21 protein-coding genes and 1 tRNA gene are annotated in these 26,947 nt (G+C 59.3%); 9 read left to right on the forward strand and 13 right to left on the reverse strand.

Annotated elements, in window-relative coordinates; translation table 11 throughout:
* The first annotated feature begins 9 nt into the window (after positions 1-9).
* The gene (locus AC6H1L_RS19045; protein ID WP_497599034.1) at positions 10-1,434 is read left to right on the forward strand and encodes a bifunctional folylpolyglutamate synthase/dihydrofolate synthase; all 1,425 of its coding nucleotides are present in this window, start codon (positions 10-12) and stop codon (positions 1,432-1,434) included.
* Here the strand turns inward: AC6H1L_RS19045 and AC6H1L_RS19050 are convergent.
* Complete coding sequence (locus AC6H1L_RS19050) at positions 1,426-1,632, reverse strand: KGG domain-containing protein (RefSeq protein WP_497599035.1); 207 nt, start codon at positions 1,630-1,632, stop codon at positions 1,426-1,428. The genes AC6H1L_RS19045 and AC6H1L_RS19050 overlap by 9 nt on opposite strands.
* A gap of 436 nt (positions 1,633-2,068) precedes the next feature.
* Here AC6H1L_RS19050 and AC6H1L_RS19055 point away from each other — a divergent pair, with 436 nt between their 5' ends.
* On the forward strand, positions 2,069-3,697 hold the full coding sequence (locus AC6H1L_RS19055) for a long-chain fatty acid--CoA ligase (RefSeq protein ID WP_497599036.1): 1,629 nt from the start codon (positions 2,069-2,071) through the stop codon (positions 3,695-3,697).
* 89 nt (positions 3,698-3,786) lie between these two features.
* Here the strand turns inward: AC6H1L_RS19055 and AC6H1L_RS19060 are convergent, their stop codons facing one another.
* Complete coding sequence (locus AC6H1L_RS19060) at positions 3,787-5,505, reverse strand: hypothetical protein (RefSeq protein ID WP_497599037.1); 1,719 nt, start codon at positions 5,503-5,505, stop codon at positions 3,787-3,789.
* Between the two features lie 434 nt (positions 5,506-5,939).
* Between AC6H1L_RS19060 and AC6H1L_RS19065 the strand changes: the two genes are divergently transcribed.
* Positions 5,940-6,869, forward strand: coding sequence for a C39 family peptidase (locus AC6H1L_RS19065; RefSeq protein WP_497599038.1), 930 nt, complete (start codon positions 5,940-5,942; stop codon positions 6,867-6,869).
* Positions 6,870-7,007: 138 nt separating this feature from the next.
* Here AC6H1L_RS19065 and AC6H1L_RS19070 read toward each other — a convergent pair whose 3' ends face one another.
* From AC6H1L_RS19070 to AC6H1L_RS19085, 4 genes are all read right to left on the reverse strand, one after another.
* Positions 7,008-7,847, reverse strand: a complete 840-nt coding sequence (locus AC6H1L_RS19070) for a PIG-L deacetylase family protein (RefSeq protein WP_497599039.1) — start codon at positions 7,845-7,847, stop codon at positions 7,008-7,010.
* Between the two features lie 70 nt (positions 7,848-7,917).
* On the reverse strand, positions 7,918-8,727 hold the full coding sequence (locus tag AC6H1L_RS19075; protein ID WP_497599040.1) for a lipoyl protein ligase domain-containing protein: 810 nt from the start codon (positions 8,725-8,727) through the stop codon (positions 7,918-7,920).
* Positions 8,728-9,480: 753 nt separating this feature from the next.
* Entirely contained in the window at positions 9,481-10,842 is a 1,362-nt protein-coding gene (locus AC6H1L_RS19080; protein ID WP_497599041.1) for an MFS transporter, read from the reverse strand.
* Positions 10,843-11,318: 476 nt separating this feature from the next.
* Positions 11,319-11,825 (reverse strand): MerR family transcriptional regulator, encoded by a 507-nt coding sequence (locus AC6H1L_RS19085; protein ID WP_497599042.1) that lies wholly within the window; start codon positions 11,823-11,825, stop codon positions 11,319-11,321.
* A 357-nt stretch (positions 11,826-12,182) separates the two neighbouring features.
* Here AC6H1L_RS19085 and AC6H1L_RS19090 point away from each other — a divergent pair, with 357 nt between their 5' ends.
* From AC6H1L_RS19090 to AC6H1L_RS19110, 5 genes are all read left to right on the forward strand, one after another.
* The gene (locus tag AC6H1L_RS19090; protein WP_497599043.1) at positions 12,183-12,983 is read left to right on the forward strand and encodes a hypothetical protein; all 801 of its coding nucleotides are present in this window, start codon (positions 12,183-12,185) and stop codon (positions 12,981-12,983) included.
* 322 nt (positions 12,984-13,305) lie between these two features.
* A complete protein-coding gene (locus AC6H1L_RS19095; protein ID WP_497599044.1) occupies positions 13,306-13,926 on the forward strand; it encodes a MerR family transcriptional regulator in 621 nt (206 codons plus the stop codon).
* A gap of 410 nt (positions 13,927-14,336) precedes the next feature.
* Entirely contained in the window at positions 14,337-14,906 is a 570-nt protein-coding gene (locus AC6H1L_RS19100) for a nucleotide exchange factor GrpE (protein WP_497599045.1), read from the forward strand.
* Positions 14,907-15,150: 244 nt separating this feature from the next.
* A complete protein-coding gene (gene dnaK, locus AC6H1L_RS19105; RefSeq protein ID WP_497599046.1) occupies positions 15,151-17,058 on the forward strand; it encodes a molecular chaperone DnaK in 1,908 nt (635 codons plus the stop codon).
* Between the two features lie 604 nt (positions 17,059-17,662).
* The gene (locus tag AC6H1L_RS19110) at positions 17,663-18,595 is read left to right on the forward strand and encodes a DnaJ C-terminal domain-containing protein (protein ID WP_497599047.1); all 933 of its coding nucleotides are present in this window, start codon (positions 17,663-17,665) and stop codon (positions 18,593-18,595) included.
* 197 nt (positions 18,596-18,792) lie between these two features.
* Here the strand turns inward: AC6H1L_RS19110 and AC6H1L_RS19115 are convergent, their stop codons facing one another.
* Positions 18,793-19,680 carry a manganese catalase family protein gene (locus AC6H1L_RS19115; protein WP_497599048.1) on the reverse strand — a complete coding sequence of 296 codons (888 nt, stop codon included), beginning with the start codon at positions 19,678-19,680 and terminating at the stop codon, positions 18,793-18,795.
* Positions 19,681-19,971: 291 nt separating this feature from the next.
* On the opposite strand from AC6H1L_RS19115, the gene thiO reads away from it, so the two are divergent.
* Positions 19,972-21,111, forward strand: coding sequence for a glycine oxidase ThiO (gene thiO / locus AC6H1L_RS19120; protein ID WP_497599049.1), 1,140 nt, complete (start codon positions 19,972-19,974; stop codon positions 21,109-21,111).
* 229 nt (positions 21,112-21,340) lie between these two features.
* Here thiO and AC6H1L_RS19125 read toward each other — a convergent pair whose 3' ends face one another.
* From AC6H1L_RS19125 to AC6H1L_RS19150, 6 genes are all read right to left on the reverse strand, one after another.
* A complete protein-coding gene (locus AC6H1L_RS19125) occupies positions 21,341-22,900 on the reverse strand; it encodes a peptide ABC transporter substrate-binding protein (protein WP_497599050.1) in 1,560 nt (519 codons plus the stop codon).
* A gap of 463 nt (positions 22,901-23,363) precedes the next feature.
* A tRNA-Arg gene (locus AC6H1L_RS19130) sits at positions 23,364-23,437 on the reverse strand.
* 269 nt (positions 23,438-23,706) lie between these two features.
* Complete coding sequence (locus AC6H1L_RS19135) at positions 23,707-24,120, reverse strand: diacylglycerol kinase family protein (protein ID WP_497599051.1); 414 nt, start codon at positions 24,118-24,120, stop codon at positions 23,707-23,709.
* Between the two features lie 11 nt (positions 24,121-24,131).
* Positions 24,132-24,722 (reverse strand): rRNA maturation RNase YbeY, encoded by a 591-nt coding sequence (ybeY, locus tag AC6H1L_RS19140; protein WP_497599052.1) that lies wholly within the window; start codon positions 24,720-24,722, stop codon positions 24,132-24,134.
* A gap of 389 nt (positions 24,723-25,111) precedes the next feature.
* The gene (gene rpsU / locus AC6H1L_RS19145; RefSeq protein WP_081839175.1) at positions 25,112-25,297 is read right to left on the reverse strand and encodes a 30S ribosomal protein S21; all 186 of its coding nucleotides are present in this window, start codon (positions 25,295-25,297) and stop codon (positions 25,112-25,114) included.
* Between the two features lie 220 nt (positions 25,298-25,517).
* Complete coding sequence (locus AC6H1L_RS19150; RefSeq protein WP_497599053.1) at positions 25,518-26,681, reverse strand: lysylphosphatidylglycerol synthase transmembrane domain-containing protein; 1,164 nt, start codon at positions 26,679-26,681, stop codon at positions 25,518-25,520.
* Positions 26,682-26,947: the final 266 nt, after the last annotated feature.

Genomic DNA, 26,947 nt, shown 5'->3' on the forward strand with positions numbered 1-26,947 from the left:
GCGAGCGACGTGAACTATCAGGAAGCCCTTGCCTATCTCTACAGTCTCAGTGACTATGAGCGCGGTGGCAGCTACGTGCGCGACCGTAACGAGAACCTGCCCCGCGAGCGTCGTTTGTTAGAGGCCGTCGGCAACCCCCAGCAGAGCTACAGCAGCACCCATATAGCTGGCACCAAGGGGAAAGGCTCAACGGCAGCCATGATTGAGCGGGTCTTACGCGAGGCTGGCCTACGTACTGGCCTCTATACGCAGCCGGACCTGCATACCTTCCGCGAGCGCATTCGCATCAATGGTCAGCTCATTAGCGAAGAGGACGTAGCCCAACTTGTGCCTGAGCTGCGTGCTGCCGTCGAGCGGATCGAGCAGGAGGGACGTTTTGGCCCCTATATTACCTTTGAAGTGGCAACCGCTCTGGCCTTTCTCTACTTTGCTCGCCGAGGGGTGGAGCATGCAGTCATCGAAGTTGGCCTGGGGGGGCGACTCGATGCCACCAATGTCATCATGCCGCTGGTCTCGGTCATTACCTCCATTGGCTTTGATCACATGGAGGTGCTAGGCGACACACTCACCAAGATCGCCACCGAGAAAGCTGGCATTATCAAACCTCGGGGCACAGTCGTCACCTCGGCCCAGGCGCCGGAGGCCTTGCTGGCCATTGCCGCCGTCAGCGAGCGACAGCAGGCCGAACTCATCCGTGTTGGGCCTGCGGAAGGTGACCCAGCGCAGGCAGAGGTCCAGGCGGGCCGCCTGCCACCACTGCGGTACCGCTATGCGCTCGAAGCATGCACCTCGGAGAGCCAGCGTTTTACCGTCGAAACTCCCACCCATGTCTATCGCGGGCTAGAGCTATCGCTGCTCGGCCAGCACCAGCTTGAGAATGCCACCGCCGCTGTGGCTGCCCTGGAGGCATTGCGCAGCAAAGGCATTCAGTGGAGCGAAGAGGCCCTACGCAAGGGCTTGCGCTCGGTCTACTGGTCGGCGCGCCTGGAGGTGATCGGGCAGGCGCCACTGATAGTAGTCGATGGGGCCCATACCGCCGAATCGATGGAGCGACTCATTGAGGCGCTGCGGACGACCTTCCACTTCCAGCGGCTCATCGTTGTCCTGTCGACCCTGCGCAACAAAGACATTGCAGGCATGGTTCGGGCTCTGGCCGGTGTGGACGCTGTTGTCATCACGGCTGTCGCTAACCCGCGCTCACTGTCGATCGAGGAGATCGCCGATCAGTTCAAGGCGCACGCTCCTCATGTCCCCCTCTATCGTGCGGAGACCAGTCGCCAGGCGATGGATCTGGCGCTGCAGCTAGCCCAGCCCGACGATGCTGTCTGCGCTGCTGGTTCGCTCTACCTGGCCGGCGAGGTACTGCGCTGGGCAGCAGCCCGCGGCAACCAGCGAGTTGCCGCGACTATAGAAGGCGTGGATCACTCAGGGTAACTGGCTCTGCAGCTCAGCGCGTCTGCGGGCGTAGCGGGCGCTGCCCTTCTTGCCAGCAGCCGAAGCCTCCTCGGCTGTCCACTGGTGGGCCGTGCCACGCGATTGCGAGGTGCGGCCCCCTTTGCTGGCGATCTCGCGTCGACGCTCGGGGCTGAGGGCGGCCAGCCCGCGCGGACGCCCCGTTTTACCTATCATCATGGTCGGCTCCTTTGCTCGCTCGATCTCTCCTTGCAGTCGTTCTCTGCGTTTATGCCTTGCCGCCGGTTGCTGGCTGAGACCGGCCCTCCTACCCCTGGCGTTCACCTCACTCACTGCTCCTGCGCCGGATGGTGTCAGCAGCCAGGCGCGCTGTATTATTGGCTCTTCTGTATATCAGAATAACAGAAGCGCAAATCCTCGGGCAAGCAAAACTCCAGAAATCGCTAAAATTCTCAGCAGCCTTTAAGGTTCTGACATTTTTTTACCGGTGCCGCAAGCCAGGCTGACCCCTGCGCCCGGAAAAAAGGCGCCTCCCTCTCTGGAAGAAAGCGGTTCCTGCAACGTACAATACTGTAGAGCAGGGCGTTGCGGTCCCGGCCCATGCCCCGCCACGGTACGATGTCGTAACGCTTGATCCACGACAGGAGATGCGCACATGCAAGGCTTGATGATGAATTACCCGCTCACACTGCAACACGCCTTCAATCGAGCTACGCGCCTGTTTTACCGCAAGGAGGTCGTGACCCAAACGGAGAATGGTCTCCACCGGTACACCTACGCCGATTGGGGCAAGCGTACCATGCAGCTGGCGAACGCTCTCAAGGAGGCGGGCGTTGCCCAAGGCGACCGCGTCGCAACCTTTGCCTGGAATACCTATCGCCATCTGGAGCTGTATTTTGCCATCCCCTGCTATGGGGCGGTGCTGCATACACTCAATATTCGCCTCTTCCCTGAGCAGCTAGTCTACATTGTCAACGACGCTGAAGACCGCGTAATCTTTGTCGATGGCGACCTGGTGCCGGCCCTGGAGCAGATCGCCGAGCGGCTGCCGACCGTCAAGCTCTACGTGGTAATGGGTCAGCCGCCTTATCAGCCCCAGAAGCTGCATCCCGTAGTGGACTATGAAGACTTCATCGCCTCGCAGCCAGCGGAGTACGCCTGGCCCGAGCTGGACGAGAATACCGCGGCTGCCATGTGCTATACCTCCGGTACTACTGGTAATCCGAAAGGCGTGGTGTACAGCCACCGCTCGATCTTCCTCCACTCGATGGGCGTTGGCCTGGCCGATGGCCCTGGCCTCTGTGAGCAGGATCGTGTGCTGCCAGTTGTGCCGATGTTCCACGCCAATGCCTGGGGCTTCCCACATGCGGGTGTCATGATGGGATCAAGCATTGTCATGCCGGGACGCTTCCTTGATCCCCTGCGTATCGCTCAGTTGATGGAGAAAGAGCGCGTAACGCTTGCCGCTGGTGTCCCCACCATTTGGATTGGCTTGCTCAACGTCCTGGAGAAAGAGCAGTTTGACTTCTCTGCCTTGCGCGCCATTATCAGCGGCGGCTCAGCGGTGCCTCAATCGCTGATTGAGGGCCTCGCGCGCAAGAATATTACCATTATCCATGCCTGGGGCATGACTGAAACCTCACCGTTGGCCTCTATCTCGCGCTTGCGCAGCTATCAACGCGATCTGCCCGCTGAAGAGCAGTTCCGCATCCGTGCCAAGCAGGGCACCGTCGTGCCTGGAGTCGATTTCCGGGTGGTCAACATCGAGAGCGGCGAAGAAGTCCCCTGGGATGGTCAAACCTTCGGTGAGCTGCAGGTCCGTGGCCCGTGGGTAGCGCGGGCTTACTATAAAGATGCGGCCTCCGGTGAGAAGTTTGTCGATGGCTGGCTGCGCACGGGCGATGTGGCTGTCGTCGACTCCGAAGGCATGATCCAGCTTGTCGATCGCACTAAGGACCTGGTGAAATCGGGAGGCGAGTGGATCTCTTCGGTGGAACTGGAAAATCTGATCATGGGCCATCCCAAGGTACTGGAAGCCTGTGTTGTCGGCGTGCCGCATCCAAAGTGGTCCGAGCGACCGATTGCCTGCGTCGTGCCAAAGCCTGAATTTGCTGGCCAGGTGAGCGCCGAAGAGATCCTCGAATACCTGCGTCCGAAGGTTGCCAAGTGGTGGCTGCCGGACGAGGTGATCTTTGTAGAGGCTATCCCCAAGACCAGCGTGGGCAAGTTCGATAAGAAGGTGCTGCGCGCGCAGTACGAATCGCGCCTGGCGAGCCAGGCCTAGCCAGACTTCACCAACGGGCTTCCTTGGCCACCTCTCTGCCGGGCTGATCTCGCAGAGAAGACGCTGCCAGGTAGGCTCTGGCTGCTGCGCTAGAGCGTAGCCCCGAAGAGCTTGCAAAGCAGCTGAGTGGTAAAGATCAGCACCAGTTCCCGTGGCACTCTCCCGCCACGGGAACGCGCTTTTAGCGCTGCTACCGCCTCGGGCGCAAAGAGGCCTGTCTGAGCCAGGGCCGTCGGAGCCAGCGTCTCTGCCAGGAGGTCGCGACTGACGCTGCTCAGGGTGGCGGTCCTATCCAGCTCGGCTGCCAGTGAATGTACGGGGGCGCTGAGCAGGATTGTCGCAGGCCAGGCTCCGCGTCCCGGCGACCTGTAGTAACTGTGAACCAGCGTCGCAAGCAGGTGTATCTGAGGCTGACTCTCGCCGCTGGGGCTAACGGCCAGCTTCAGACGCTGATTGTCCGGAGGCAGGGCGGCCAGGACCGCGGCCAGCTCTGGCTGTGCAAATGGCGCCACCAGAATTAATTGATCGAAAGCGGCCAATTGCTGTGCTGTCTGGAGCAGCAGATCAGGCAGGCGTAGATGCAGATCTAGATAGCGCCAGCGCTGCCAGGTCTGAGGGAGCGCCAGCGCTTTGCGAACCAGGCGCCGAGCATGGCGGGTCTCTTCCCAGCTCGGGCCTTCAGCCAGAGAGCGGGCAACCTCCGGCATCCATAGCTGCCGCTCCTCGTCTGAGTCAGGCTGGAGCGTGGACGGCCTGCCGCGCAGAAGTGCACTGTAGCAGCTTAGCAACTCGCCACTTTCCTGACGTACAAGAGAGAAGGAAGGCGGTGGCGCCAGCAACGGACGCGCCCCAAGCCCAAGCAGGGCCAGGCGCCCGCCGCTCTCAACCCTGGCTGTATGCAGCGCCTGATGTAAGGCCAGTGGGAAAGTGTGCGCACAAGGAGCCTCCAGAGCGCTCAGGGTGGCTAGCCAGTACTCAGGCGCATCAACACCCCGAATAGCCAGAGAGACGGCCTTGAGGCGCTCCGCCAGGGCTTCAGCCGCCGCATAGACACCGCGTTGACCGGGAAAAGCGACGGTAGCGATCTGGAGAAGGGGCGTGCTCCCCGGCTCTTGCTGAGCGGCCCAACTCAGCAGCTCTGCACTGAGAGCGGCGGCCCCCGTACCAGCAGTGAACACCAGCAGGGGGGACATGGGCAGCGCCAGCAGGCGCTCATGCTGCGCACGGAGCGCCTGCTCTAGCTCGCTCAAAGCCGCCATCCAGACATCAGAAGCGGTTTCCCGCTCCGCATCAGCAGCATCCGTGAATGCCAGACGATAATCATGCAGCTCACTGACCAGTGTGCGCCCCTGCTGCCAGCGCAGAAGGGAACCAGCGGGAACAACCTCAATACCGGCGAAGGCCGTCCAGGGTGCTGGCAAAAAGCCATAGCGCAGCATGGCTTTCAGCGCGGGAAGAAATAAGCGGCAAGGTACGCCCGCCGCTAAAAGCGCCTTGATTTCGCTGGCAAAGAGCAGGTCCCCTGGTTCGGGCCAATCCTGCACATAATAGAGCGGATGCCAGCCAGTAAGCGGGCGGCGATAAACAAAGGTCTGCTGACCTGGCAGCCAGTCCAGTAGGGCCGTTCTCGGCTGGGCAACTGCTCCCACCAGCGGATCAGCGAAGGTCACGAGGCCGGCGCCGGGCTGCAGTACCATCATCCGCTCACCGCCATGCTGCTCCAGCACCGCAGCCATGCGCAAGAGCCGCTCTTCAATGATTGCCTCTGGTATGGCCTGCTTACTTAACCAACCAGCCAGAATAGCCATCGTCGAACTCCTCTCCTGCTAACGCCCCTCCTGAGTAGGAAGTGGTGCCCTGACGTCTCTTCCAACCTGCTGTTCAGAGCATGCCTCTCAGATCCTTCATGGCTGATCATAACACAGCGCGTAGCTATGTGCCGAAAAAGAGGAAAAGTAGGGGAGTCGAAGAGTGCCAGGAAAACCGCGATCGGGCAGACAGGATGGTATCAAGAAAGGCGCCCTGTCATTGTCCTTATCCTTCAGGGCGCCAGTGCATAAAACGTGTGGCAGCCTGTCCCCTGTTCAGGATACGCCTTGCCCGCCAGGCGCAAGCTATGCTATACTTGCTTCTGGCCAGACTGTTGGCTACACTATACTGCCTGCCAGGAAAATGGCGCGTCCTGCAGCGCGACTGCCGATCTAGAGACGTGACTCCTGGCGATGCTGAGGAGCCTGTATCGATGCCAGCGCTCGTGTTCATGCTCTTTGCGGTCGCCTTGACCGTCTCTTTGTGTGGCCTCTACCTCTCCGCGCGTCCCTATCTCACTGCCAAAAAGCGCCGTCCTGTAGCTGCAGAACGGCTGCTACGGGCTCCTGGCTCAACGCGCTTACGCGCGCGTCAGATCGCTACCATGACCCAACCGCGCCGACGCAGCGTAAGCACACTATCGCTCTCAGTTACTCCCGAGCGTCTCTATGGAGCTGGCCCGTTCCCCTGGCGTGAAATTCCCTGGAAAATCATCCTGATCGGGCTGGTCTCACTATTGATCGTGATCTTTCTTGGCTCGCAGCTCTTCCTCTCGCGCGGTGTTGGTTTTGTCCTTCCCTATCTGTGGACCGCCGAACCGGCGGCGACAGTGACCTCTAGTTCCTCTGCCTCTACTCCTCACTATGATGCTTCCAGTCACCTGGTGCGCATCAATCAACTTGATCCGGCACAGTATGACTCGCAGGAGCAGTATCAGACCTGGGCCTATTCGGCTTGCTCTGCCGCCGCCATGACGGTAGTCATCAACGCCTATGGCTACCACTACCGTATCGCCGATATCCTCAAAGTAGAGTCTGCCCTCCATGAAATCACACCTGACCAGGGCTTGTTAGAAGAGGTCGGCATTGCTCATACTGCCGCCCATTTTCACTTTAATACCCTTTGGGGACATAACCTCTCACTTGATCAGGTGCTCGCCATCGCCAACGGTGGGCGCCCGGTGATCGTGAGCTTCCCGCCAGATCGCTTCCCCGGTGGTCACCTGCTGGTGGTGCGTGGTGGGACTGCTAGCACTGTTTATCTGGTTGACTCCTCACGCCTCAACTACACATCAATGGCACGCTCACGCTTCCTGCAGCTCTGGGGCGGCTTCTACGCCGTGCTGACGCCGCAGGCCTCGTGATAGTGATCACACTGCGTCAGCGCTTCCCCAGCACCTGGGCTGATGTGGTCCTGGTAGAGCTGGCCATTCGCAAGTCCCCACCCCAGGCTCAAGAGCCACCCGGTGAGCTGCTGCTCTCCGGGCTGACAGGATGGTTAGTTACTCCTGCTGTGCTTTCGGGGCTGACTCCTGCTGTCCTCGCTCTTTCCCGGGGATATAGAGCTTGATTCGTCGAAACCCCTCGGCATACTGCATCTGTAGACCTTTTTTCTGCTGGGCCTCACGGGCTGTCTCGGCAGCCCAGCGCTTCACGCCCTCCAGTAGATTGGCCTGGGGACCAAACTGGCTGACATGGCACTGTAAGCCCCTGGCCTTCAGCTCGATTGTCTCGCTGATGTCAATGTAGGTATTATCATGCTCGCTGTTGAACAGATACAGCTCGTGAACCTGGTAGGGGAGGAAACCCTCAACGAGCAGCTCACGATAAGCATGGGGATTGACCGCCGCCGGAAAGATGGCATCGAGCACAATATTGCCTGTGGCACGGTGATCAGGATGGTTAAGATAGGCCGTCTCATCCGGCTCCTCATCAGGATCGGGCGCAAAAATATGTTGCGTGGGATCATGCGTGATCACAATACGCGGCCGATACTTGCGAATCAGGCGTACCACTGCCTTGCGCGTCTCGTCGTTATTCACCAGGTGACCATCGCGAAAGCGCAGGAACTCCACTGCCTGAACCCCAAGAACCTCGCAAGCCATGCGCTGCTCTTGTTCACGGATGACCATTAACTCACTATCCACCATGCTGGGCACCTCAGTGCCCTCTGTGCCGTCGGTCATAATGACCCAGACGATCTTCTTTCCCTGCCGGACCCACAGGGCACTCGTTCCCGCAGCGGCAAAATCAGCGTCATCGGGATGGGCCCCGATGACCATCGCTTCGTAATCAGGGACCTTAATAACCTCAATTGCTCCTGGAGCATTTCTATCTGCCATAGTACAGAACCTCTGCTGCTATGCGATACTTATGGAGTTTGCCTAGTATAGGCCTGGGAGCAGTCTCTCGTCAAGCCTCAGCAGGAGAACTGGAATACTTTGCTGGGGGCTGAGGGAAAGAGAGAGCCAGCAGGGCCAGCTCGAACGCAGCGATCACCTCAGCCGCAGTGATCGCCCGGCCAGCCAGGGCCTCCAGTCCCACGGCGCGGCGCGGCAACTCGCTCCGTAGCAAAGCCTGTTCCTCCGCCGTCTGACCCAAGACAAGGGCGAGAGGCTCCACCTCCCAGCGCAGCAACAGCCCGGCCTGCAGCAAGCTTCCCGTGCGTCGACGAACCATCGTCAGCCCTACTACCTTGCGCTGATCATGTGTCACCACCTCGTAGGGCGAGAGCGACCCATAGCAAGCGCGGCGTAGCACGGCCTCACGTGGTGCTGTCGCTGGCTGCCTCAATAAAGCCTGCTGAGCGCGCGCCTCTGCTGGCAGCACAAGGCGAGTCGGAACGCCCAGGCGGGCCAAAGCGGCCACCCAGGTCTCTCCCAGCCAGCGGTAGGATTCCACCACGTCCGTCAGGATCAGCGGATGGCCGGGAGGAAGAAAGACATCCAGGGCCAACAGATCAGGGCCAACTAGCACCGCCGTGCCGCCAGCCTGGCGCTGGTACAGCGGCAAAGCCAAACGGCGCAGAGCCTCTACGTTCAACTGGGAAGCCTTCTGAGAGAAGCCCAGCACCAGGCCCGTGCTCTGCGCCTGCGACCAATAGAGAGTTGGCGGCGGAGGCACAGGAGCGGCGAGCAAGCGCTGACCATAGTCCAGATGCACCTGCTGATCAGCGACCGTGAGCGGCAGGATGCGCCAGGCAAGACCATCGGTATCAGCCATAGATGTGTCGCAACCCCCTCGGGTCGATTCTTGCTCTAACGGTCTATCCAGAAACCAGTTAGCGGTGACAGCGACGCAGACGGACTAAGAAGCGCCTCCATCGGCGCTTACCGCTGTAGTCCCCGGAGAAGCTTGCTCACGCTATGCCACGTAGCTGCTCCGGCGGTCGCAGCCTGCTGCAGGGTGATACCGGCCTGAGCTGGGAAAGACGATCCGAACGAAGCCGGTCAGGGCGGATCAGAGCCAGCGGCGGCAGATACCAGAGCGAGAGCGTGAACCCTGCTTCCAGTATACTGCAAGCGCTGCCGCCGACAAGAAAACTGCGAAAAGTAGACTGCTCATTGACTCTGACCAACCAGGGCAGGCCGCCAAGAGGTTGAGAGCAGTGAGCTAGCCTCTATGTCAGCAATTTTAAGCATCTTCGGCACATACGCATCGTTCTCGTATGACAGGCAGTAACCAAAAGCGCCTTCAAGGCCAGTCAGGCAGAGCCAACCGGCACCGTCGTGCCGCTAATCCGGCGCTGGTTGAGCGACGCAGTCTGAACTAGCGGACAAAAGAGAAAGAAGACTCCCGCCCTGAAGAGCTGTTCAAACAGCAGACCAGGTGAGCAAGCCTGCGACCATGAGGAGCCTGGTAGCTGACACCTCTCGGCCCTGGCGCCGGCAGGCAGCCGCAGTATTGGCCTCCAGCCATACTGGCTGCCCACCGCATGCCAGCGGCAGGATATGCGGATGGCCAGAGCCTGCAACATCAACCGTAGAACGAACGAGCCTCCCTCAAATCCTTCTCCGCAGCCTCGCGCAAGAACCAGCCGGCCACAGCAGCGATCAAACTGGGAATCGCACCAGCCAGCACCGCCACTGGGGCCCCGAACAGATCGGCCAACGCGCCTGTATAAAGATTGCCAATAGGTGAACTGCCAGCAAAGACCATCATATAGACGCTCATCACGCGTCCACGCAGGTGATCCGGCGTCACGGCTTGCAGCGTAGTATTAGCCAGAGCCGAGAAAGCAATCTGCGTGAAGCCCGTCAGCGCGATCAGGACCAGTGACGGCAAGTACCAGGGCGAAAGAGCGAAGGCTGCTTCCAAGATGCTAAAGGCAATGCCGCTGATCAAGAGACTGCGGATCGTCGGCCGCTTATTAGCCCAGGCCAGCCACAACGCTGAGAGCAACGAACCAATACCGAAGGCAGAAGAGATGAAACCGAAGCCCTCCGGTCCAGCGTGGAGCACGTCCGTAGCAAAGAGCGGTAGCGAAACATTGAAATTGATACCGAAGAGCGAGACCAGTCCCACCACCACGATCACCAGCAGCACGGAAGGCGTATGCGCCACATAGGCCAGGCCCTCGCGCAAACTCTGTAAGGGGCTCGGCTGTCCCTGCTTGCCCAGCGGCAGACGGGCCTGCGCGTAGAGACGGCGCGAATCAATCATTGCGATCCCCACAATCACCGGCACAAAGCTCAGCGCGTTCAGCAAAAAGAGCGGCGCCACACCCAGACGAGCGATCAATAGGCCCCCGATGCCGGGACCCAGCACGCGCGCCATATTAAACAACGACGAATTCAAAGCCACAGCGTTCGGTAGATCGTCGCGCCCCACCATCTCCACAACAAAAGCCTGGCGAGTCGGCATATCGAGCGCATTCGTAATGCCCAGCAGCAGAGCCAAAACCAACACATGCCAGATTTGCACCACGCCGCTGGCCACCAGAACCCATAAGAGGAAGGCCTGCACTGCCGCTGACGATTGCGTCAGCACCAAAATCCGTTTTTTGGGCAAGCGGTCAGCAATAATGCCGCCGAAAAGAGCAAAGAAAAGCACAGGCAAAAACTGGAGGGCCCCGACAACGCCGAGCAACCAGGCATTATGAGCCAGCTCCAAGACTAGCCACGCTTGCGCCGTGGTCTGCATCCAGGTCCCGATCAAGGAAATAAGTTGACCGAACCAGAAAAGACGAAAATTACGGTGGCGCAAAGCCCGGAAAGCGCGAAAAATCCCGCTTTGCCGGGATGCGGGTTGAAGAACAGCGGTAGTCGTAGCTGCAGCAGCCTCCCTCGCCGTAGCGGGCGGAGATAAAGTCACCTCTTCCTCTGAAGAAACGCGCATCTTGCTAACACATCCCTTCTTTCAAGAAAATCATTCCAAATCAGACAAGAAGTAGCTTTTTCTTAATGAATGCAAGAGACACGACTAAGAGAGCCGGGGGAGCAGGCACATCACGAAGAGAGCCGGGCAGGAAGAGAGGGGCTCTACGATGGCCGGGGCCGAGGCCACTCAGTGCAAGGCCAGAACAAAGAGTCAGTGGACACAGCCACGAAAGGCGAAGATGTGGGCCAGAGCGCTTGTCAAAGCCGCGCGAGCTATGCCAGGCGGCAAAAGCTCGCCGCTGTCGCCGGCCCACATCTCCTTCGGGAAGGAAACACTATGCCGGGGACCTCATGTACCCCTGCACCTGCAAGCATCTGTCGGTGACCAGACCCCTGACCTGCCTACGCTCAGGGATGGGTCTGCTCCCCTGAGACAGGCCTTAATTTATAGAAATATATCTATTATTTGATAGAACTCATAGAGGCACAGGTTGCTCACTCATGAGAGGAGGGCAACTGTTGCAGCAGCTCAGCGCGGCGTTGAGCATGGCGGGTCAGCCTTGCCTGCAGACTGGCCCGCAACTGTTCCAGGCCAGTGATTTTCTGCTCAATCAACTGCAACTGGCGCCGAATCAAGGCATCGCAACGCTCAAGCTGGGCGAGGCGAGCCTCGACATCGCTCTCCTGACGAAAGGCCTCACGAAGCTGCTCGCGTTCATCATCGGCCTCCAAGAAGACGCGAATCTCAGCCAGCGAGAAGCCCAACAGGTCGCGCAGCTCCTTAATGCGCTCGACGCGCTTCACATCCTCCTCACTATAGAGGCGATAATTGCCATCGCTGCGTCCGGTTGGCTGCAGCAGGCCCACCTCCTCATAGTAGCGCAGCGTACGCTTGGTCAAACCCGTACGCGAAGCCACCTGCTCGATCGTAAGCAGAGGGGAGAAGCGTCGTTTACCAGCAACAGACTGCTGTTCGGAGCCAGCCACATCTGCCATAGCCATCGTACCCGCGACCTCCCTCCCGGAGAGCGAATAGAGCGAGCAACGAGCGGCTACCGTTGCGCGACCTTATCACTGCATAAGCAAGGCCGCGCTGCCTGGTAAGCAGGCCCGCGCATCGCCTCTGTCTGAACCAGATATCCGCTGAATAGTGTAACACAGATTACCGTTTACGTCAAGGTTAATGAAGCTGGCGGCCCCTGGGGGCAAGAGCAAACAGACAGGCATCAGAGCCAGCGGGAGAAGAGGAGGAAGAGAACGCAGACTGCGAGCCCGCAAAGAGCAGCTAGAGACAGCGAACGACTCTGTGTTACAATCAAGGCAAAGATTCTAACGGTGTAAACAAAGGAACAGCATAACATGCAAGACACACTAGAACCTCTCATTGAGAAAGCCCTACGTGGCAGGCCGCGACTACTAGAGTTCTATCTCCGGGAGCAAAGTCATCTGCCGGGACCGCGGGCCAACCTGACCTTAGCCTATGACCTTGCGCACCTGCTTGCCTTACGTGTTCATCAAGAGCCACAGGCCGTCAACGTACTCTTGACCTATCTCCTTGATACAGAGCGCGAAGCTATCCAAAGCAATACCCCTGCTGAGTTCACCGTCCTCTGCGGTTTGGTGGCCCTGGGAGCCTGTGCCGCGGTTCAGCCAGACTGGAGAGCCTGGGCCTTTGCGCTCCTAGAAAAGCGGGCGCTCTCCTCCTGCTGGCGCCTGCGCGAAGGAGTAGTCATGGCCTATCAGCAACTACTCTCTGTGGCCAGCGCAGAGACACTGGAGCGGCTCACCCGACTCGCCGCTGAAGGCAGCCTGCTGCAGCAGCGTGCTGCTGTAGCCGCCCTGGCTGAACCGACACTGCTCCTGGATCAGCGGTTCGTCGCAGCGGCGCTCAACATTCAGCGCCAGGTGCTGGAGCGCCTGCACCAACTGACTCCGGCTGAACGTCGTCAGCTGGCCTTTCGCTCGCTGCGTCAGACCCTGAGCTACAGCCTCAGCGTAGTCACCGCGGCTGCTCCCGACGAGGGCTTTGCGCTGATGCAGACCTGCGCCACCTGGAACGATAAAGACATTGCCTGGATTCTACGAGAGAATCTCAAAAAAAAGCGCCTTGCCCGTTTCAGCGCTCAAACAGCCGCTCTGGAGCGACTGCTCCATTCCTGAGTCTGCCGTCGCCCATTTCCTCGCACCAGACCTGGCCTGCTCCTTCCTCGCTGCTCCTCTGATTTTTGGACAAATCACTTGACAAAATTTGTTAAAAAGTATATGCTATGGATAGGTCCCGGGAGCGGGAAGCGCGCGAGCGCACGCACCATTTGAGCGCAAGCGAGCGAAGCAAAGGCTTCGTGGTCTGGTGGAGAGGCGGCAAAGATGAGAAGCAGAGCAGTGGTGAACGTGCGCCGCGCCGCGTAGCGTAGCGAAACACGGCGTGGCACAGCGTGGCACAGCGGGCCAGGTCAGAGGTCGTTGAGGAAGGAGGCTTGGCATGAAGCGACGATCCAGGCCAACGGCGAGAGGCCCTAGTGAGCCGAGAGACACGATCCACAAGTACACCATAGGGGTCGTCTCGGAGCTGCTAGGGCTACCTCCGCACATGTTGCGACGCTATGGAGGAGAGCTGGAAAAAGCGGGCCTCCTGGAGCCGGCGCGTCAAAGCGGCAAGAATCGCCTCTACTCCGATAATGATCTGGCCATCCTTGAAGAGGTGGCCGAATTATATGAGCAAGGAGTGAACGCGGTCGGCATCCGCTATATCATGCAAATTCGCAAGCATGTCCGTGTTCTCCAGCAAGAGATTCAAGAAGCGCGAGAGGCGCAAATGCGTGCGGAGAACGCGCTGCGCGAGATGCGTCGGCTCTTCGAAGTGCTGGGGCTGGGCGAAGTCGGAGAAGGCTCTGGTGTACGGATCGAAGTACGCCGGGCCTTGAGCGAACAGGCCGGCGGGAGCGAGCAGCACAGCACGCAGGAGACAGAGAGCGGGAAGGCAGACGCGGCAGGGCAGCCGTCGCACCCCCTTGCTCGTATCAGGCTAGCGCAGGCAGACCAGCACGCCGCTGCTGCTGATCCCGCCGAACGAGCGGTCGGCTCTGAGTCGGCGCGCGAGTAAGCGGAGTGGAAGAGAGAGGGGCCTGTGGCAGAGGGCAGGCTGCCTGCCTGTGCGCACGCTGTGCCGACCTGGCTCCGACAGCGCTCGCCCCAAAGCGAGGGGGACACCAGCGGGTGGAGGTGCCAGCAAGCTAGGAGGCCTGGAGGCGTGAGCAGCCGGCAGCCTGGGAAGGCGTGTTCTGCTGGATGCAAACAGGCGATGGCGGCGACAGAGGCCAGGCAAGATGTGTATTTACTTGATCTTTTACTGAGGAGATGCCCATCAGCTCCGTGAGCATTTGACAGCGTATGATAAAGTTAAAAGTTACAGGTCAGACATTGCGCGAGACGGCTGGTCGAGCGCAGCCGGAAAGCGCCGAGGAAGGTGCCGGGACGGTGCCGACCTCGTCTTCGCGCTAGAGGAGGCAGGAAATGTGGCATCAAGGGCAGGAGCGACAGCAGGAAGCCAGGCCACAGCAGGCCGTGGAGGATGATAAAGCGCAACTGGTTAGTCGCCTGGAGCGCGAGCTGGCCGCGGAACAGCGGCGGTCAGAAGAGTACCTGGATATGCTGCGTCGCTCTCAGGCCGATTTCATCAACTACCGGCGCCGTGTGGGACAAGAGCAGGAAGAGGCCAGCCTCGGGGCTCAGATCGCTCTCCTGCGGCGTCTGCTGCCTGTGCTCGATGATCTGGGGCGCGCTCTGAGCGCCACTCCCCCTGAGCTGGCTCATCAGCCCTGGGTCCAGGGGTTGCATCTGGTGGCCCGGCGCCTCGCCAGCACGCTGGCCGAGCTGGGCATTCGTCAAATCGGGCGCCAGGGCGAGCAATTCGATCCACGCCTCCATGAGGCCGTGGCTCTCGACACCCAGGCCAGCGCCGCCGAAGGCACTGTTCTCCAGATCGTGCGCCCCGGCTATATGCTCGGCGACCGCATTGTTCGCCCGGCTCAGGTCGTCGTAGCCGGATCGCCACCCACTACTTCTTCACCGTCTGCTCCCTGACGACCTGGCCATATCTGACGGTTTAGGTAAATTGACTTGACAGTTTTTGTGATATGTGATACAAGTACTGACAGAGACCTGCCCTGCTATGGCTAGTGACGTGGGTACGACAGCGCTGGAGTGACGAACGGACAAGACGACAAAGAAAGCTTGAAGGAAGGAAGCGTAAGCTTGAGTGGTGTGAGGAGGGCCGCCTGCACGTGCAGAGAGCGGTGTCTCCTCCACTTAAGGAGGGATTGTAGCGATGGCTAAAGTGATTGGTATTGATCTAGGAACAACCAACTCGGTGGTGGCAGTGATGGAGGCGGGCGAGCCGGTGGTTCTGGAGAATAGCGAAGGCTCGCGCCTGACCCCCTCAGTGGTGGCGGTGACCAAGACTGGTGAGCGACTGGTAGGGCAGCTTGCCAAGCGCCAGGCGATCACCAACCCGGAGAACACCATCTATTCTGTCAAGCGTTTGATGGGGCGCCGCTACGACGATCCCGAGGTCCAGCGCACAATGAAGCTGGTCCCCTACAAGATCACCAAGGCGCCCAATGGCGACGCGCGTGTCGTGATGGGAGGCCGTGAGTACAGCCCGCCGGAAATCTCGGCCATGATTCTGCAGAAGCTGAAGCTGGATGCCGAGGCAAAGCTAGGCGAGAAGATTACGCAGGCTGTGATTACGGTGCCGGCCTACTTCAACGACTCGCAGCGTCAGGCAACGAAGGATGCCGGTAAGATTGCGGGCCTGGAAGTCCTGCGTATCATTAATGAGCCGACGGCGGCCTCACTGGCCTACGGTCTGGATAAGAAGAAGGATGAGATCATAGCCGTCTACGACCTGGGTGGCGGTACCTTCGATATCTCGATCCTGCAGCTCGGCGAAGGCGTCTTCGAAGTGAAGGCCACCAATGGTGATACGCACCTGGGTGGTGATGACTTCGATCAGCGCATCATCGACTGGATGGCCGAGGAGTTCCGCAAGGAGCATGGTATTGATCTGCGTCAGGACCGCATGGCCCTGCAGCGCCTCAAGGAGGCTGCCGAGCGCGCGAAGATCGAGCTATCCAGCTCGTTGCAGACGGAGATCAATCTGCCCTTCATTAGCGCCGATGCCAGCGGCCCCAAGCATCTGATGATGACGCTCTCGCGGGCCAAGCTGGAGCAGCTTGTGAGCGATCTGATCGAGCGCACGCGTGGGCCTGTAATGCAGGCTTTGGCTGATGCTGGTATTCGCCCCAATGATGTCGATGAGGTGGTGCTGGTCGGTGGTCAGACACGCATGCCGGCGGTCATCGAGATGGTGCGTCGCCTCTTTGGCAAGGAGCCGCATAAGGGTGTGAACCCGGACGAGGTGGTGGCCATTGGTGCGGCTATTCAGGCCGGCGTGCTCAAGGGCGAAGTGCGCGACGTCTTGCTGCTCGATGTGACGCCGCTGTCGCTGGGTGTTGAGACACTGGGCGGCGTGATGACAAAGTTGATTGAGCGCAATACGACGATTCCAACGCGCAAGACGGAGCTGTTTAGCACGGCAGAGGATAATCAGACGGCGGTTGAGATCCATGTCCTGCAGGGTGAGCGCGAATTGGCGCGCGATAACAAGAGCCTGGGTCGCTTCCGCCTGGAGGGTATCCCGCCCGCGCCGCGTGGTGTGCCGCAGATCGAGGTGACTTTCGATATCGACGCCAATGGTATTCTGAACGTCTCGGCGCGCGATAAGGCTACCGGGCGCGAGCAGAAGATTACGATCACGGCTTCCAGCGGCCTCAGCAAGGAGGAAGTGGAGCGCATGGTGCGTGAGGCCGAGCAGTATGCGGAAGAGGATCGGCGTCGCCGTGAGGAGATTGAGCTGCGCAACCGCGCTGATAGCGTGGCCTATCAGGCTGAGCGAACCTTGCGCGATATGGGTGATAAGGTCTCGGCCAGCCTGCGCAGCGAGGTGGAGAGCAAGATCGCAGCAGTGCGTGATGCTCTCAAGGGCAGTGATGTCTCTCGGGTGCGCAGCACGCTCGACGAGCTGGAGCGCTCGCTGTCGCGCATCGGTCAGGAGATCTACAGCCAGGCTGGAGCCGGTGCCGGCGCTAGCACAAGCGGCGGTTCACCCTCTGGCTCGAACCCCTCGGATGGCGGTGATTCTGGTCCCATCGAGGGCGAGTATCGTGAGGTCTGAGCCGCTCTCCCGGGGGAGCTGGTCCTGATACCCCGGACCTCGCTGGCTCTTGCTCTGAGCCAGGCGGCTCCGTCTCGCCTGCTCCGGCTAGCCTAGCCTTCGGTTAGCATAGATGAGAGGGGCCAGCCAGCCGGCTTACCAGCGCATTGGGCGGCTTGCCTCTACCAGGGCAAGGGCTGCCGCGCTTGCTCCGGCTGGCTGGCTGACTGGCTGATGGCGGCGTCAGACTGCTCTCAAACCGGGCTGTCTCCTCTCTGCAGCAGACTGACGCCGGCAGTCCTGTCCGCCTTCTGTTCTCACCTTTGCAGGTGGTGCCTGCGTCAGGTTGGTGGGTGAGGTGCTGAGGCGTTCGTTTGTCAGCTCGTTCGCCCGCGGAGGCTCCTTCCCTGTGCGTGCGACTCCCTTGTCTTTCCTGCGCTGGAAGGGGTCTGCTGCTAGCGGGATTCGATGCCCGTCGCTGCTCTACCGGCGGTCGTGCCCATTCATGGTACGCAACCTGCCAGGCCCGTGACGGACTCGGTGGAGGTTGGCTGATTGGTTGGTTGGTCGGTCGGCCAGGTGGTTAAACGGCCTGTAGCTCACATCTTCCTGGGGGGAGGCACCTATGGCTGTTGATTATAAAGACTATTACAAGATACTGGGTGTAGATCGTAACGCCGACGATAAGACCATTCGGCAGGCTTACCGCAAGCTGGCACGTCAGTACCACCCTGATGTCAATCCAGGTGATAAGGCGGCGGAAGAGCGCTTCAAGGAGATCAATGAGGCCTATGAGGTCTTATCTGATCCTGAGAAGCGCAAGAAGTATGACGAGCTGAGCAGCTATTATCAGCGCTATGGGCGCTGGCCGGGTGCCTCTGGCTCGGGCGGATATCGCTATCAGACGATCACCGAAGAAGATCTGGAAGATCTGCTCGGTGGCGCTTCGCCCTTCTCCGATTTCTTCGAGATGTTCTTCGGCAGCCCCTTCGGCGGGCGCGCCCGAACGGGCCGCACTGTTGGGCGTCAGGCGCCCTTTGGGCGCGATGTGGAGTCGGTGCTAGAGGTCTCGTTAGCTGAGGCTTACGATGGCGCCACTCGTATGATCGAATTGGAGGATATCGATGGTAGTCGCCGCCGCCTGGAGGTCAAGATCCCTGCCGGCGTGGAGGATGGGGCTCGCATCCGTATTCCTGGCCAGGGGCTTCAGGGCGCTGCCGGACGCGGCGACCTCTATCTGCGCATCCATGTCCGGCCTGATCCGCGTTTTACCCGTGAGGGCACGACTTTGCGCACGCGGGTCGATGTTCCCCTAGTGACGGCCATGCTGGGAGGCGAGGTAGAGGTACCTACACCATCGGGCCGTCGCCTGTTGCTGAAGATCCCGCCGGAGACTCCCAATGGCAAGTCTTTCCGCCTGCGTGGCCAGGGCATGCCGGTGCTTGGGCAGCCCGATCAGCGTGGCGACCTCTACGCTGAGGTGAATGTGGTGCTGCCGACTCATCTGACGGCGGAGCAGCGTCGTCTCTTTGAGGCTTTCGCTCGCTCGTTGCAGTGACTGAGTGAGCGCCGCTCAACGCTTGTTCGTGCTGCAAGACTGGTCTAAGTGAGAGCCGGGTGGGACGGAGCAGGGCAGACTGCAAGCGCAAGCGAGAGAAGAACCGGGAATGCTCTCCAGCAAGGCGTAGAGAGCATTCCCGGTTCTTTTATGGCTTGGCTATGTGCCTGCTTGTTTGTTAGCGGCTAGCGCCTCTCTCAGACCTTGACGGCTTCGATTTGTTGGACTAGCTTTTCTAGCTCCGGGGTCAAACCGGGGGCAAATTCTTCGGGCCGTGCCTCTGCGAGCTTGATCGGCGCTCCCTCGGGTGGCTTCTGCGTGGTCGTCAAGGTGCCATCCTGAGCAGGTGAGGGCCCCTGGAAGATCTTGCCCATCTCGGAGCCATCAAGACGCCAGTGGTGGAGCTGATTGTGGAGGCCCATGTCCATCAGGCGCTTGACTTCAGGGAGCTTGCTGGCGTCAAATTTGGGAATGGGCAGGATCTTGCCCCACTGGACGCCAAGCGTCTCCAGTGCCTTGGCATAGGCTTTCTCGTGTACCTCGTCGCGCACGATGAGGTAGGCGATAGTGGAGCGGGCGGTCTTGTTGTTGGTCATCTCGTAAAGGCGGCACTTCTGGAGACGCCCGGTAGCCTCTAGGACAAGGTTGTTGAGCAGGTCCAGAACGAGATTCCCGCTGCTGTAGACATAGGAGCCTGACCAGGGGTTGCCGGCAGCGTCAATGGGCAGCGCTCCCTGGGCCCCGACCAGGAAGTGATGGATGTTGCCCTCTTTCAGGGCGATGTTAAGGGGAGTGGCCCCGTTGGCCGGAATCTCTCCGCGGTAGCGCGGCGAGCCATCCAGCAGATGATTGATGGTGGTGGCGATCAGCTCGACATGGCTGATTTCCTCAACCCCAATGCCCTGGATCAGGTCTAGATAGGGCTTGGCTTTGCCACGGAAGTTGAAGCTCTGGAACAAATATTGCATCATGGTGCGCATTTCGCCAAACTGGCCACCTAATCCTTCCTGCAGGGCGTTGGCCGCTGCCGGGTCAGGCTCGTCAGGTACAATCTCGTTAATGAGCTTCTGTACGTGAAAGAACATGTAGTTCTTCCTCCTTATTGTTGACTTTCTAGTTTGTTTGGCTTGTTGGCATTACTGCTGACCTTATCTTTCAGTAAACCCGTTTCCCATCCCTTACTTATTTTAAAACACTAATGCAAGCTAGCAATATATCAAGTTGTTATAAACTGAAGAGATTATAGAGTATGATATACCTCTGCAATAGTGAATTGATCGGCTTCTGCTCCCCAGGGCTGCACTCTGACCCGGCACAGAAGCTATACTTTTGCTTAAATAAGGAGTACCTCCTTGATTAGCTGCGGAGAGAGAGCAATGCCTGAACAAGCAGATGTAGTTATTATTGGAGCTGGGATCATCGGTTGGTCGATTGCTTATTATCTGCGTCGGTCTGGGGTCGATGTTTGCCTCCTGGAGCGGGCTGAAATTGGGGCTGGCGCCTCGGCGGCGGCGGCGGGGCTGCTGGCTCCTCTTGGTCCGCTTGACGGACCAGGCCCGCTGGCCTCGCTGTTGTTCACGGGCTGCTCACTCCTGCCCCAGCTAGTTGCCGAGTTGGAAGCGAAGATCGCCTTACGACGCATTGACTTAGAGCAGGCGGGAGCTCTGCGCCTGGCATGTAATCGGCGGGCAGTAGGGCGTCTGCAGCGGCGCCTGCAGCGTTGGCGGACGCTGGGGGTAGAGCTGAGCTGGCTTACTGGCGAAGAGGCGCGAGCATGGGAACCCTTGCTGAGTACTGAAGTTCAGGGGGCTGTCTATGCTTCTCAGGAGGGACAGCTGAGAGCCGATGAGCTGCTGCGGGCAGTCTCTCAAGCGGCGCAGCAGGCCGGTGTTCGCTGTTACCAACATTGCGAAGCAAACGGCCTGCGTCAGCGAGCCGGTCGGGTGCTAGCGGTCCAGACGGTGAGCCGGGGAGAGATTGCCTGCGATTGCCTGGTGATTGCGGCGGGCGCCTGGAGTGCCCAATGCTGTGCCTGGCTTGACTTCCCGCTCCCGGTGAAACCTGTGCGCGGGCAGCTTCTGAGCCTGCGCTTGCCGCCGGTGCTGCCGACGCTCCACCATCTGATTTTTGGCCGAGGGATCTATCTTGTTCCTCGTCGTGACGGCTCGCTGACCGTAGGAGCTACGCGCGAAGATGTGGGCTTTGACCTACGAGTGACAGCAGATGGCGTGGCCTGGCTGCTGGCTCAGGCTCAAGGTCTCGTGCCGGCGCTGGCGCAGGCCACTGTGGAACGTAGCTGGGCTGGACTGCGCCCGAGCACACCGGATGGCTTGCCGCTTTTAGGCCCTCTGCCTGGCTGGCAGAATGTCATTCTGGCTACTGGGCATGGGAGCGTTGGCGTGATGCTGAGTGCGCTCACCGGTCAGTTAATCAGCGAATTCATCTGTACGGGACAGCGCTCTCCCTTGTTGCTTGCTTGCAATCCTGGACGTTTCAGCACGCCCTCGGCCCGATAGCCGTCCGTCCACAGATGATCCCCTTGAAAGAAAGAGTGAGCGAGCGGCAGGGCGCCGCTGAGGGGTGCGCGTGGCCGCTCGCCCTGCCCACCTCCCGCCGTCTGCTATCTGGTCAACGGGCCTGGTCTGGGTAGCTGGACACTGCAGTAGATGCAGATGCCCAGGGCGCACACAGAGCGGACCGTCTCGCCTGGAAAGCAGGTGTAGCGCTTCACTAGACAGACCACTCTCAGTGTGGCGAGAGGTATACCTGTGACCAGTCGGCCACATAAAGGCCGCGGGCGTTGAGCGCAATCCCATGAACCCACGGGGGAATGACGGCGCTGATGGTCTCGTGATCCAGCGGCAGGATGGCCACCTCCTCAAGAGCCAGTTGCTCCGCCTGCTGGTAGAGCGAGAAACGTTCCTCCCCGCTAGCTTGATCGGCTGCAGCAATGAGCTGATCGAAAGTCTGGTTTTGCCAGAGAGACTCGTTATGGGGCGCATTGGACAGCAAGTTAGGAGCGAGCCAATTGTGAGGATCGGGATAGAGGGCGTACCATTGAATGAAGCCAAGCTGGATCTGATGCTGGCTCAGCTCATCCGTATAGGCATTCAGCTCAACTGGCAGAGGCTTCACGGAAATATTAAGAACGCTCGACCACATACTGCAGAGAGCATTGGCCTCGCTGCGTGAGAGCAACGCAGTCGGATAGGTGAAGACAATAGACGGCACCAGGGCCGTATCGGGATAGACCGAGCGCAGCAAAGCGCGAGCTTTCTCCGCATCGAACGCGGGTCCCTGGTAGTCCATCTTATAGCCTGGCAGACCTGGAGGGATCAATGTCGAGGCTGAGGTGGCGGCGTCCTTGAGCAGCGTTTGTACCAGCGTCGTTCTATCCAGCGCATAAGCGAAAGCCTGGCGTACGGTCACGTTGTCGAAGGGAGGCATACGAGTATTGAAAAAGAGCATATCCGTTTCCTGCTGTGGATAGGAAACGAAACCGGCCAGGCCGCGGGCCGCCGCAAGGTCGCTCTGGGGGATATTCCAGATCAGGCTGAACTGTCCGGCGCGGTACTGCTGGTAAGCGGTTGACGGGTCATTCACAAAGATCATATCGATTTCGCTCAGGCGCGGGCGGGTCCCATAGTAGTAAGGATTTGGCACCAGGATCATCTTGACATTATGTTCCCAGGCTTTCACCATAAAGGGCCCACAGCCAACGCCGTTACCGGCTGCGTGCTCAGTCCAGCCGCTCTGACCGTAGCGCTCAATCAGCTTCTGATTAACCGGGAAAAAGAGTTCATTTGTGAGAGACGCCAGGAAATAAGGAGTTGGTCGCGTCAAAGTAATGCGCAACGTATAGCGGTCGACGGCCTGCACGCCGGTCAAGACGCGGCTCTTGCCGCTGCTCACTGCGCTTGCGCCCACAATAGGTTTCTCAAGGATGGCTGCCAGAGGAGATTTTACCTCTGGCAGCAAAGCGCGTGTCAGCGAATAGACATAAGTGGCTGCTGTGACTGGGGTACCGTCCGAAAAGGCAATATTCGGTTTAAGATGAAAAGTATAGACGCGCCCATCGGCGGAGATCTCCCAGCTAGCCTGATCGGGGATCACATGCAAATCCTTATCAGTCCGTACCAGGCCGCTATAGAGCATGCTCAGGGCGAGCGCTGAATTAGGATCAGGTCCCTGGGCTGGATCGTTGGCGTCCGGCTCCTGAGCGGGATCAAGATAGTTGAGGTCCTGGGTTCCGACGTTAGGCAGAATAAGCACCTGTCGGGGTGTTGGCGCTGGAGAGCTGCTCATCGCTGAGGAAGAATTGCCCGTACTGCAACCAGTCATAGCAATGACGATGGCAGCTATCAGCCCGGCGAGCAGACCAAGGCGCAGCCATCCGGGCGCAGGGTATCTGGAGCATGGTTCGCAATGCACAGATGATCTCCCTTCGCGGGAATGGGATAAGACCGGCTCCCGGTCAATCGAAGCGAGCCTCTCTATCTTGATCTCTTCGCCTCAGCCTGTCTGTCATCCTACCAGGGGCCGGTTCGAAAGAGTCCCAGGTCAGCGGAGGAGTGCCCTACTTTCCCTTCGCTAACTATAGGGGCTGTTGCTCAAGAAACTGTCAGGAAACTGTAAAAAAATTTCTCTGACTGTCCCTTTTGCTCAGGCTCAGCGTATCTCCCCCGGCAAGGAAAAAAGGAGAGGAGAAGATCGGCTGGCCTGCCAGCCAGCCGAGATCTGTTCCCTCTCCTTTATGCGAGATACAAGGCGCGCCCGGCAGGACTCGAACCTGCGACAGGCGACTTAGAAGGTCGCTGTTCTATCCAACTGAACTACGGGCGCAGCATAGGCATAGACCACTGGCCAGACACACGGTGATGGTCTACGCCTTCTTCTTTGATGATAGCAATCTCTCTTGCGATCTGTCAAGTATCCCGACCTGTCACACCGGGCATGGAGGAGAGCAGGAGAAAACAAATAAGAAGCAGCCTGACCCTGGCCTCTGGGGCGTACGGACGGCTGGCAGGGCCGGGGTGAGAGCGAGAGAGCGGGCGAACGGCGTGGAAGAAGGAGAAGAGAAGCGCCTGTAAAAGCCTGCGGCTTGGCTTAACCTAGCGCCGGAGAGTCAGCCACCAGGCCCAGAGGTGAGGCCCGAAGACACAGACGCCGATCACCACGGCGAGCAAAGCACTCAGCAGAACGGCCCCGGCTGCCACATCTTTAGCGGCCCTGACCAGAGGGTGGTATTCAGGATGCAGCAGATCCAGACACAACTCAATGCTCGTGTTAACCAGCTCGCTGGCAAAGACGCCACCAATAGCCACTGCCACCAGGGCGATTTCGGTAGCGGAGAGGCGGAGAAGCACAGCGGCGACAATCACTAACAGAGCGACCCCTGTATGGACCCGGATGTTACGTTGGGTGCGCAGAGCGTACCAGAGGCCTCTGAAAGCATAGGCGAAGCCAGCTAGAAAACGGCCCCAGGCGCTGCGCTGTGTGCCTCTGGGATCGCTCAACTCGCTCATCAGTCGCCCGTTCATCGGCCGCCGCTTCGTTCTCCGCTGGCAGCAAGGATGGCCTCCTGTTTACGGACCATTGTTTCATAGCCGACCTGCGTTTGGTCGTCGTAGCCAACCAGATGGAGGATACCGTGGGCCAGCAAATAGAGAAACTCCTGTCGGGGACTATGACCGGCAGAGGCGGCCTGGCGCAGCACGGTAGGCCAGGAGATAGCGATGTCACCCAGGTTTGTCGGCTGACCTGGAGGAGTCACAAAGGGCGGAGGAGTAGCGGCAACGGCCTCGGAGGGTGAAGTGGTAGACTGCTCAGGGGGCTGCCAGAGCAGCTCTGCAGGGGCCTCGACCAGCGGGTGATCAAGAAGGGGGAAAGAGAGCACATCGGTCGGCTTATTCTGCTGGCGGTACTGATTATTCATCTCCTGGATTGTCGCATCGTCGGTTACCATCAGCGTGAACATGACAGATTGATGCACTCCGGCCTCCTGCAGAGCGCGGCGTGCGAAGGCGTCCAGATCGACCGAAGCCAGTGCCTCATCGAACGAGCGCTTCAGCGCCACATCTTCCAGCGTGACATACAGGTCAACAACTTGTGACAGTTGTTCGTCCATAAGGCCCCTCATAATTGCAGGAACTTGGTGAAGTCTGGGCGAAATCACGCCTTTTCTTCTTCCGTTGCGTTGGCTTGCTCCCCAAGCGGCTGCTCTCCATCGTGCTGGTGCTCAGATTGGCAGCAGGAGCAAGCAGCGAGAGATACAGCAATAAATAACAAAACAGAAGGAGAAATAAAGCCAGGCCACACGAGCTACAGCCGCGGATTAGCGGCGCGACGTAGCCAAAAAGAAACCCCTGTCGGAAAAGCACCTGCCTTTCGCTTACATTTTTATCTGCTTTTGCCTTTTAAGCGCTCAAGCGTGAACCTTGCCAGCCAATGCTTACAACCCGCTAAGTGCTTTGCAGGGTATCAAGCGCTCAAGCGTGATCCGACAGGGGTCACGAGCTACTTATTTTTACGGGCCGTCTTGCGGCGTTTGGCAGCTTCCTTCTTCTTGCGCCGCACGCTCGGCTTCTCGTAGTGCTCGCGGCGTCTCGCCTCAGCGAGAATGCCGTCTTGCTGAATCTTGCGATTGAAGCGTTTCAGCGCAGCCTCAAACGGCTCATTTTCGCTAACCTTGACTTCCGACAGCAGGACTCCCCCCCCTCTCGGCCTGGTTTCGGAGATGGTGTTTGCCATTGCGCCAGGGCCTATGCCTGGACGCATCCCCAAACGGATCGTGGGGGTGAGGGCTCCTCTGCCTGGCTAGGTGAGAGCGCTTTGGTCAGAGTGGAGCCCTTGCAGTCTTGGTGTCCGTTCAAGCCATCCCGCGGGCCTACGGGGAGATTATAAGACTGGTGAGATCGCTCTGTCAAGCATCTAGGGACTGCTTTGCTGTTTGTCTCCCGAAGGCGATGAAGAAGACAATAAAGCCGATCACCAAAATGCTCAGCAAGCTAATCGTACGATCCAATACAATGGCTGCCAGAGCCAGGCTTGTAGCATTAGGGCGGAAGAGGGCGATCATAGCGATCATACCGCCTTCAACCAGGCCCACGCCGCCCCCGGTGAAGGGGATAACGGTCAGCAGAGCCTCCACTAAAGCAATCAGCAGCGCCACCGCCAGCAAATGGAGCAAGGGACCCTGCAAGAGCTGCAGAGCCAGGACAACGAAGAAGAAACGCAAAGCCTCGCAGCTCCAGACGGCCAGAGTAAGCAAGCCCAGTGTGGGCAAATGACGGAAAGAGCCGAGGATACCCCCTTGGAGATGCTCATAGTAGCTGCGCAAACGTGACGGGAGACGCTTGCCAATAGGCTCATGCAACAGCCGCAGCACTCCCAGGGCAGCGATGCCACAGAGCACAGCCGCCAGGGTGACAATCAGACCAAAGCGCACCTGCCAGGGCAGGCGCTCATGAAGGCTGATCATCAGCGCCGGGATGCAAAGACAGAGCAGCACACTGAGATCGAGCAAGCGCTCTGCCAGCACAGTGCCGAAGGTGCGGGTTGCTGAAGAACCATTCTCCTGCCGCAGCAGATAGGCTCGGTAGAGGTCGCCCAGCTTGGCCGGCACCAGAACATTGGCAAACCAGGAGATATAGATGATCTCTACTAGCTTCCAGAAAGGTGGCAAGCGTGTTTCCTGCTTAGCCTCTAGATTGGCGTTCTGCAGCAGAATGCGCCAACGCAAAGCGCGGAGAGGAAAAGATAGATAGTAGACGACAAAGGCTATGGCGAAAAAGAAAGGATTCGCCGCCCGAATCGCCTGCCATGTCTGCTGAAAATCAATCTTTTCCTGCTTGAGAAAAATCAGCAGGGCCAGTAAAACGATGAGCAAGGGCACAATAGTGCGCCAATTCAGCAGACGTTTCCCCAGCGAAAGCTGCTCTGCCGTGATAGGCTGCTCATCTTGTCCGCTGACCGTCAGAGGGGTCTGGCTGACTGCCCCCTCCTGATAGAGCGCCGCCTGTTCCACTGTGCGGCCTGGTGTCTCTCCTGCGGCGTCATCCTTGCCATGCTGAAACCACTGACTCATCAGTGCTGACTCCTTCGGAGATCCCTCTCCTGTTGCTACTTATGATAGCTGTCGGGGCCGGATGCTTGCCTGCGCCTGGCGTGCTTGCGCTTTCCGAGAAGCTAGTAAGCCGCTGTCAAGCCAATCTTGCGCTGAGCAGGCTAAGGATAGTCGCGGAGCCGTCTGAAAGCTAGTCGTGCAGCGGAGACGAGGCCAGTTCTCGGGAGGAACCGGCCTCTACGGTTGTCAATCGCACAACTGCGCTGTTCAAAGCCGTGAAGGCCGGC

This window comes from Thermogemmatispora argillosa (genome assembly GCF_059696725.1).

Excerpts from the sequence above, each read along its gene's own strand:
- AC6H1L_RS19050 (WP_497599035.1), bottom strand. The coding sequence starts at position 1,632 with ATGATGATAGGTAAAACGGGGCGTCCGCGCGGGCTGGCCGCCCTCAGC.
- AC6H1L_RS19055 (WP_497599036.1), top strand. The coding sequence starts at position 2,069 with ATGCAAGGCTTGATGATGAATTACCCGCTCACACTGCAACACGCCTTC.
- AC6H1L_RS19060 (WP_497599037.1), bottom strand. The coding sequence starts at position 5,505 with ATGGCTATTCTGGCTGGTTGGTTAAGTAAGCAGGCCATACCAGAGGCA.
- AC6H1L_RS19065 (WP_497599038.1), top strand. The coding sequence starts at position 5,940 with ATGCCAGCGCTCGTGTTCATGCTCTTTGCGGTCGCCTTGACCGTCTCT.
- AC6H1L_RS19070 (WP_497599039.1), bottom strand. The coding sequence starts at position 7,847 with ATGGCAGATAGAAATGCTCCAGGAGCAATTGAGGTTATTAAGGTCCCT.
- AC6H1L_RS19075 (WP_497599040.1), bottom strand. The coding sequence starts at position 8,727 with ATGGCTGATACCGATGGTCTTGCCTGGCGCATCCTGCCGCTCACGGTC.
- AC6H1L_RS19080 (WP_497599041.1), bottom strand. The coding sequence starts at position 10,842 with ATGCGCGTTTCTTCAGAGGAAGAGGTGACTTTATCTCCGCCCGCTACG.
- AC6H1L_RS19085 (WP_497599042.1), bottom strand. The coding sequence starts at position 11,825 with ATGGCTATGGCAGATGTGGCTGGCTCCGAACAGCAGTCTGTTGCTGGT.
- AC6H1L_RS19090 (WP_497599043.1), top strand. The coding sequence starts at position 12,183 with ATGCAAGACACACTAGAACCTCTCATTGAGAAAGCCCTACGTGGCAGG.
- AC6H1L_RS19095 (WP_497599044.1), top strand. The coding sequence starts at position 13,306 with ATGAAGCGACGATCCAGGCCAACGGCGAGAGGCCCTAGTGAGCCGAGA.
- AC6H1L_RS19100 (WP_497599045.1), top strand. The coding sequence starts at position 14,337 with ATGTGGCATCAAGGGCAGGAGCGACAGCAGGAAGCCAGGCCACAGCAG.
- dnaK (WP_497599046.1), top strand. The coding sequence starts at position 15,151 with ATGGCTAAAGTGATTGGTATTGATCTAGGAACAACCAACTCGGTGGTG.
- AC6H1L_RS19110 (WP_497599047.1), top strand. The coding sequence starts at position 17,663 with ATGGCTGTTGATTATAAAGACTATTACAAGATACTGGGTGTAGATCGT.
- AC6H1L_RS19115 (WP_497599048.1), bottom strand. The coding sequence starts at position 19,680 with ATGTTCTTTCACGTACAGAAGCTCATTAACGAGATTGTACCTGACGAG.
- thiO (WP_497599049.1), top strand. The coding sequence starts at position 19,972 with ATGCCTGAACAAGCAGATGTAGTTATTATTGGAGCTGGGATCATCGGT.
- AC6H1L_RS19125 (WP_497599050.1), bottom strand. The coding sequence starts at position 22,900 with ATGAGCAGCTCTCCAGCGCCAACACCCCGACAGGTGCTTATTCTGCCT.
- AC6H1L_RS19135 (WP_497599051.1), bottom strand. The coding sequence starts at position 24,120 with ATGAGCGAGTTGAGCGATCCCAGAGGCACACAGCGCAGCGCCTGGGGC.
- ybeY (WP_497599052.1), bottom strand. The coding sequence starts at position 24,722 with ATGGACGAACAACTGTCACAAGTTGTTGACCTGTATGTCACGCTGGAA.
- AC6H1L_RS19150 (WP_497599053.1), bottom strand. The coding sequence starts at position 26,681 with ATGAGTCAGTGGTTTCAGCATGGCAAGGATGACGCCGCAGGAGAGACA.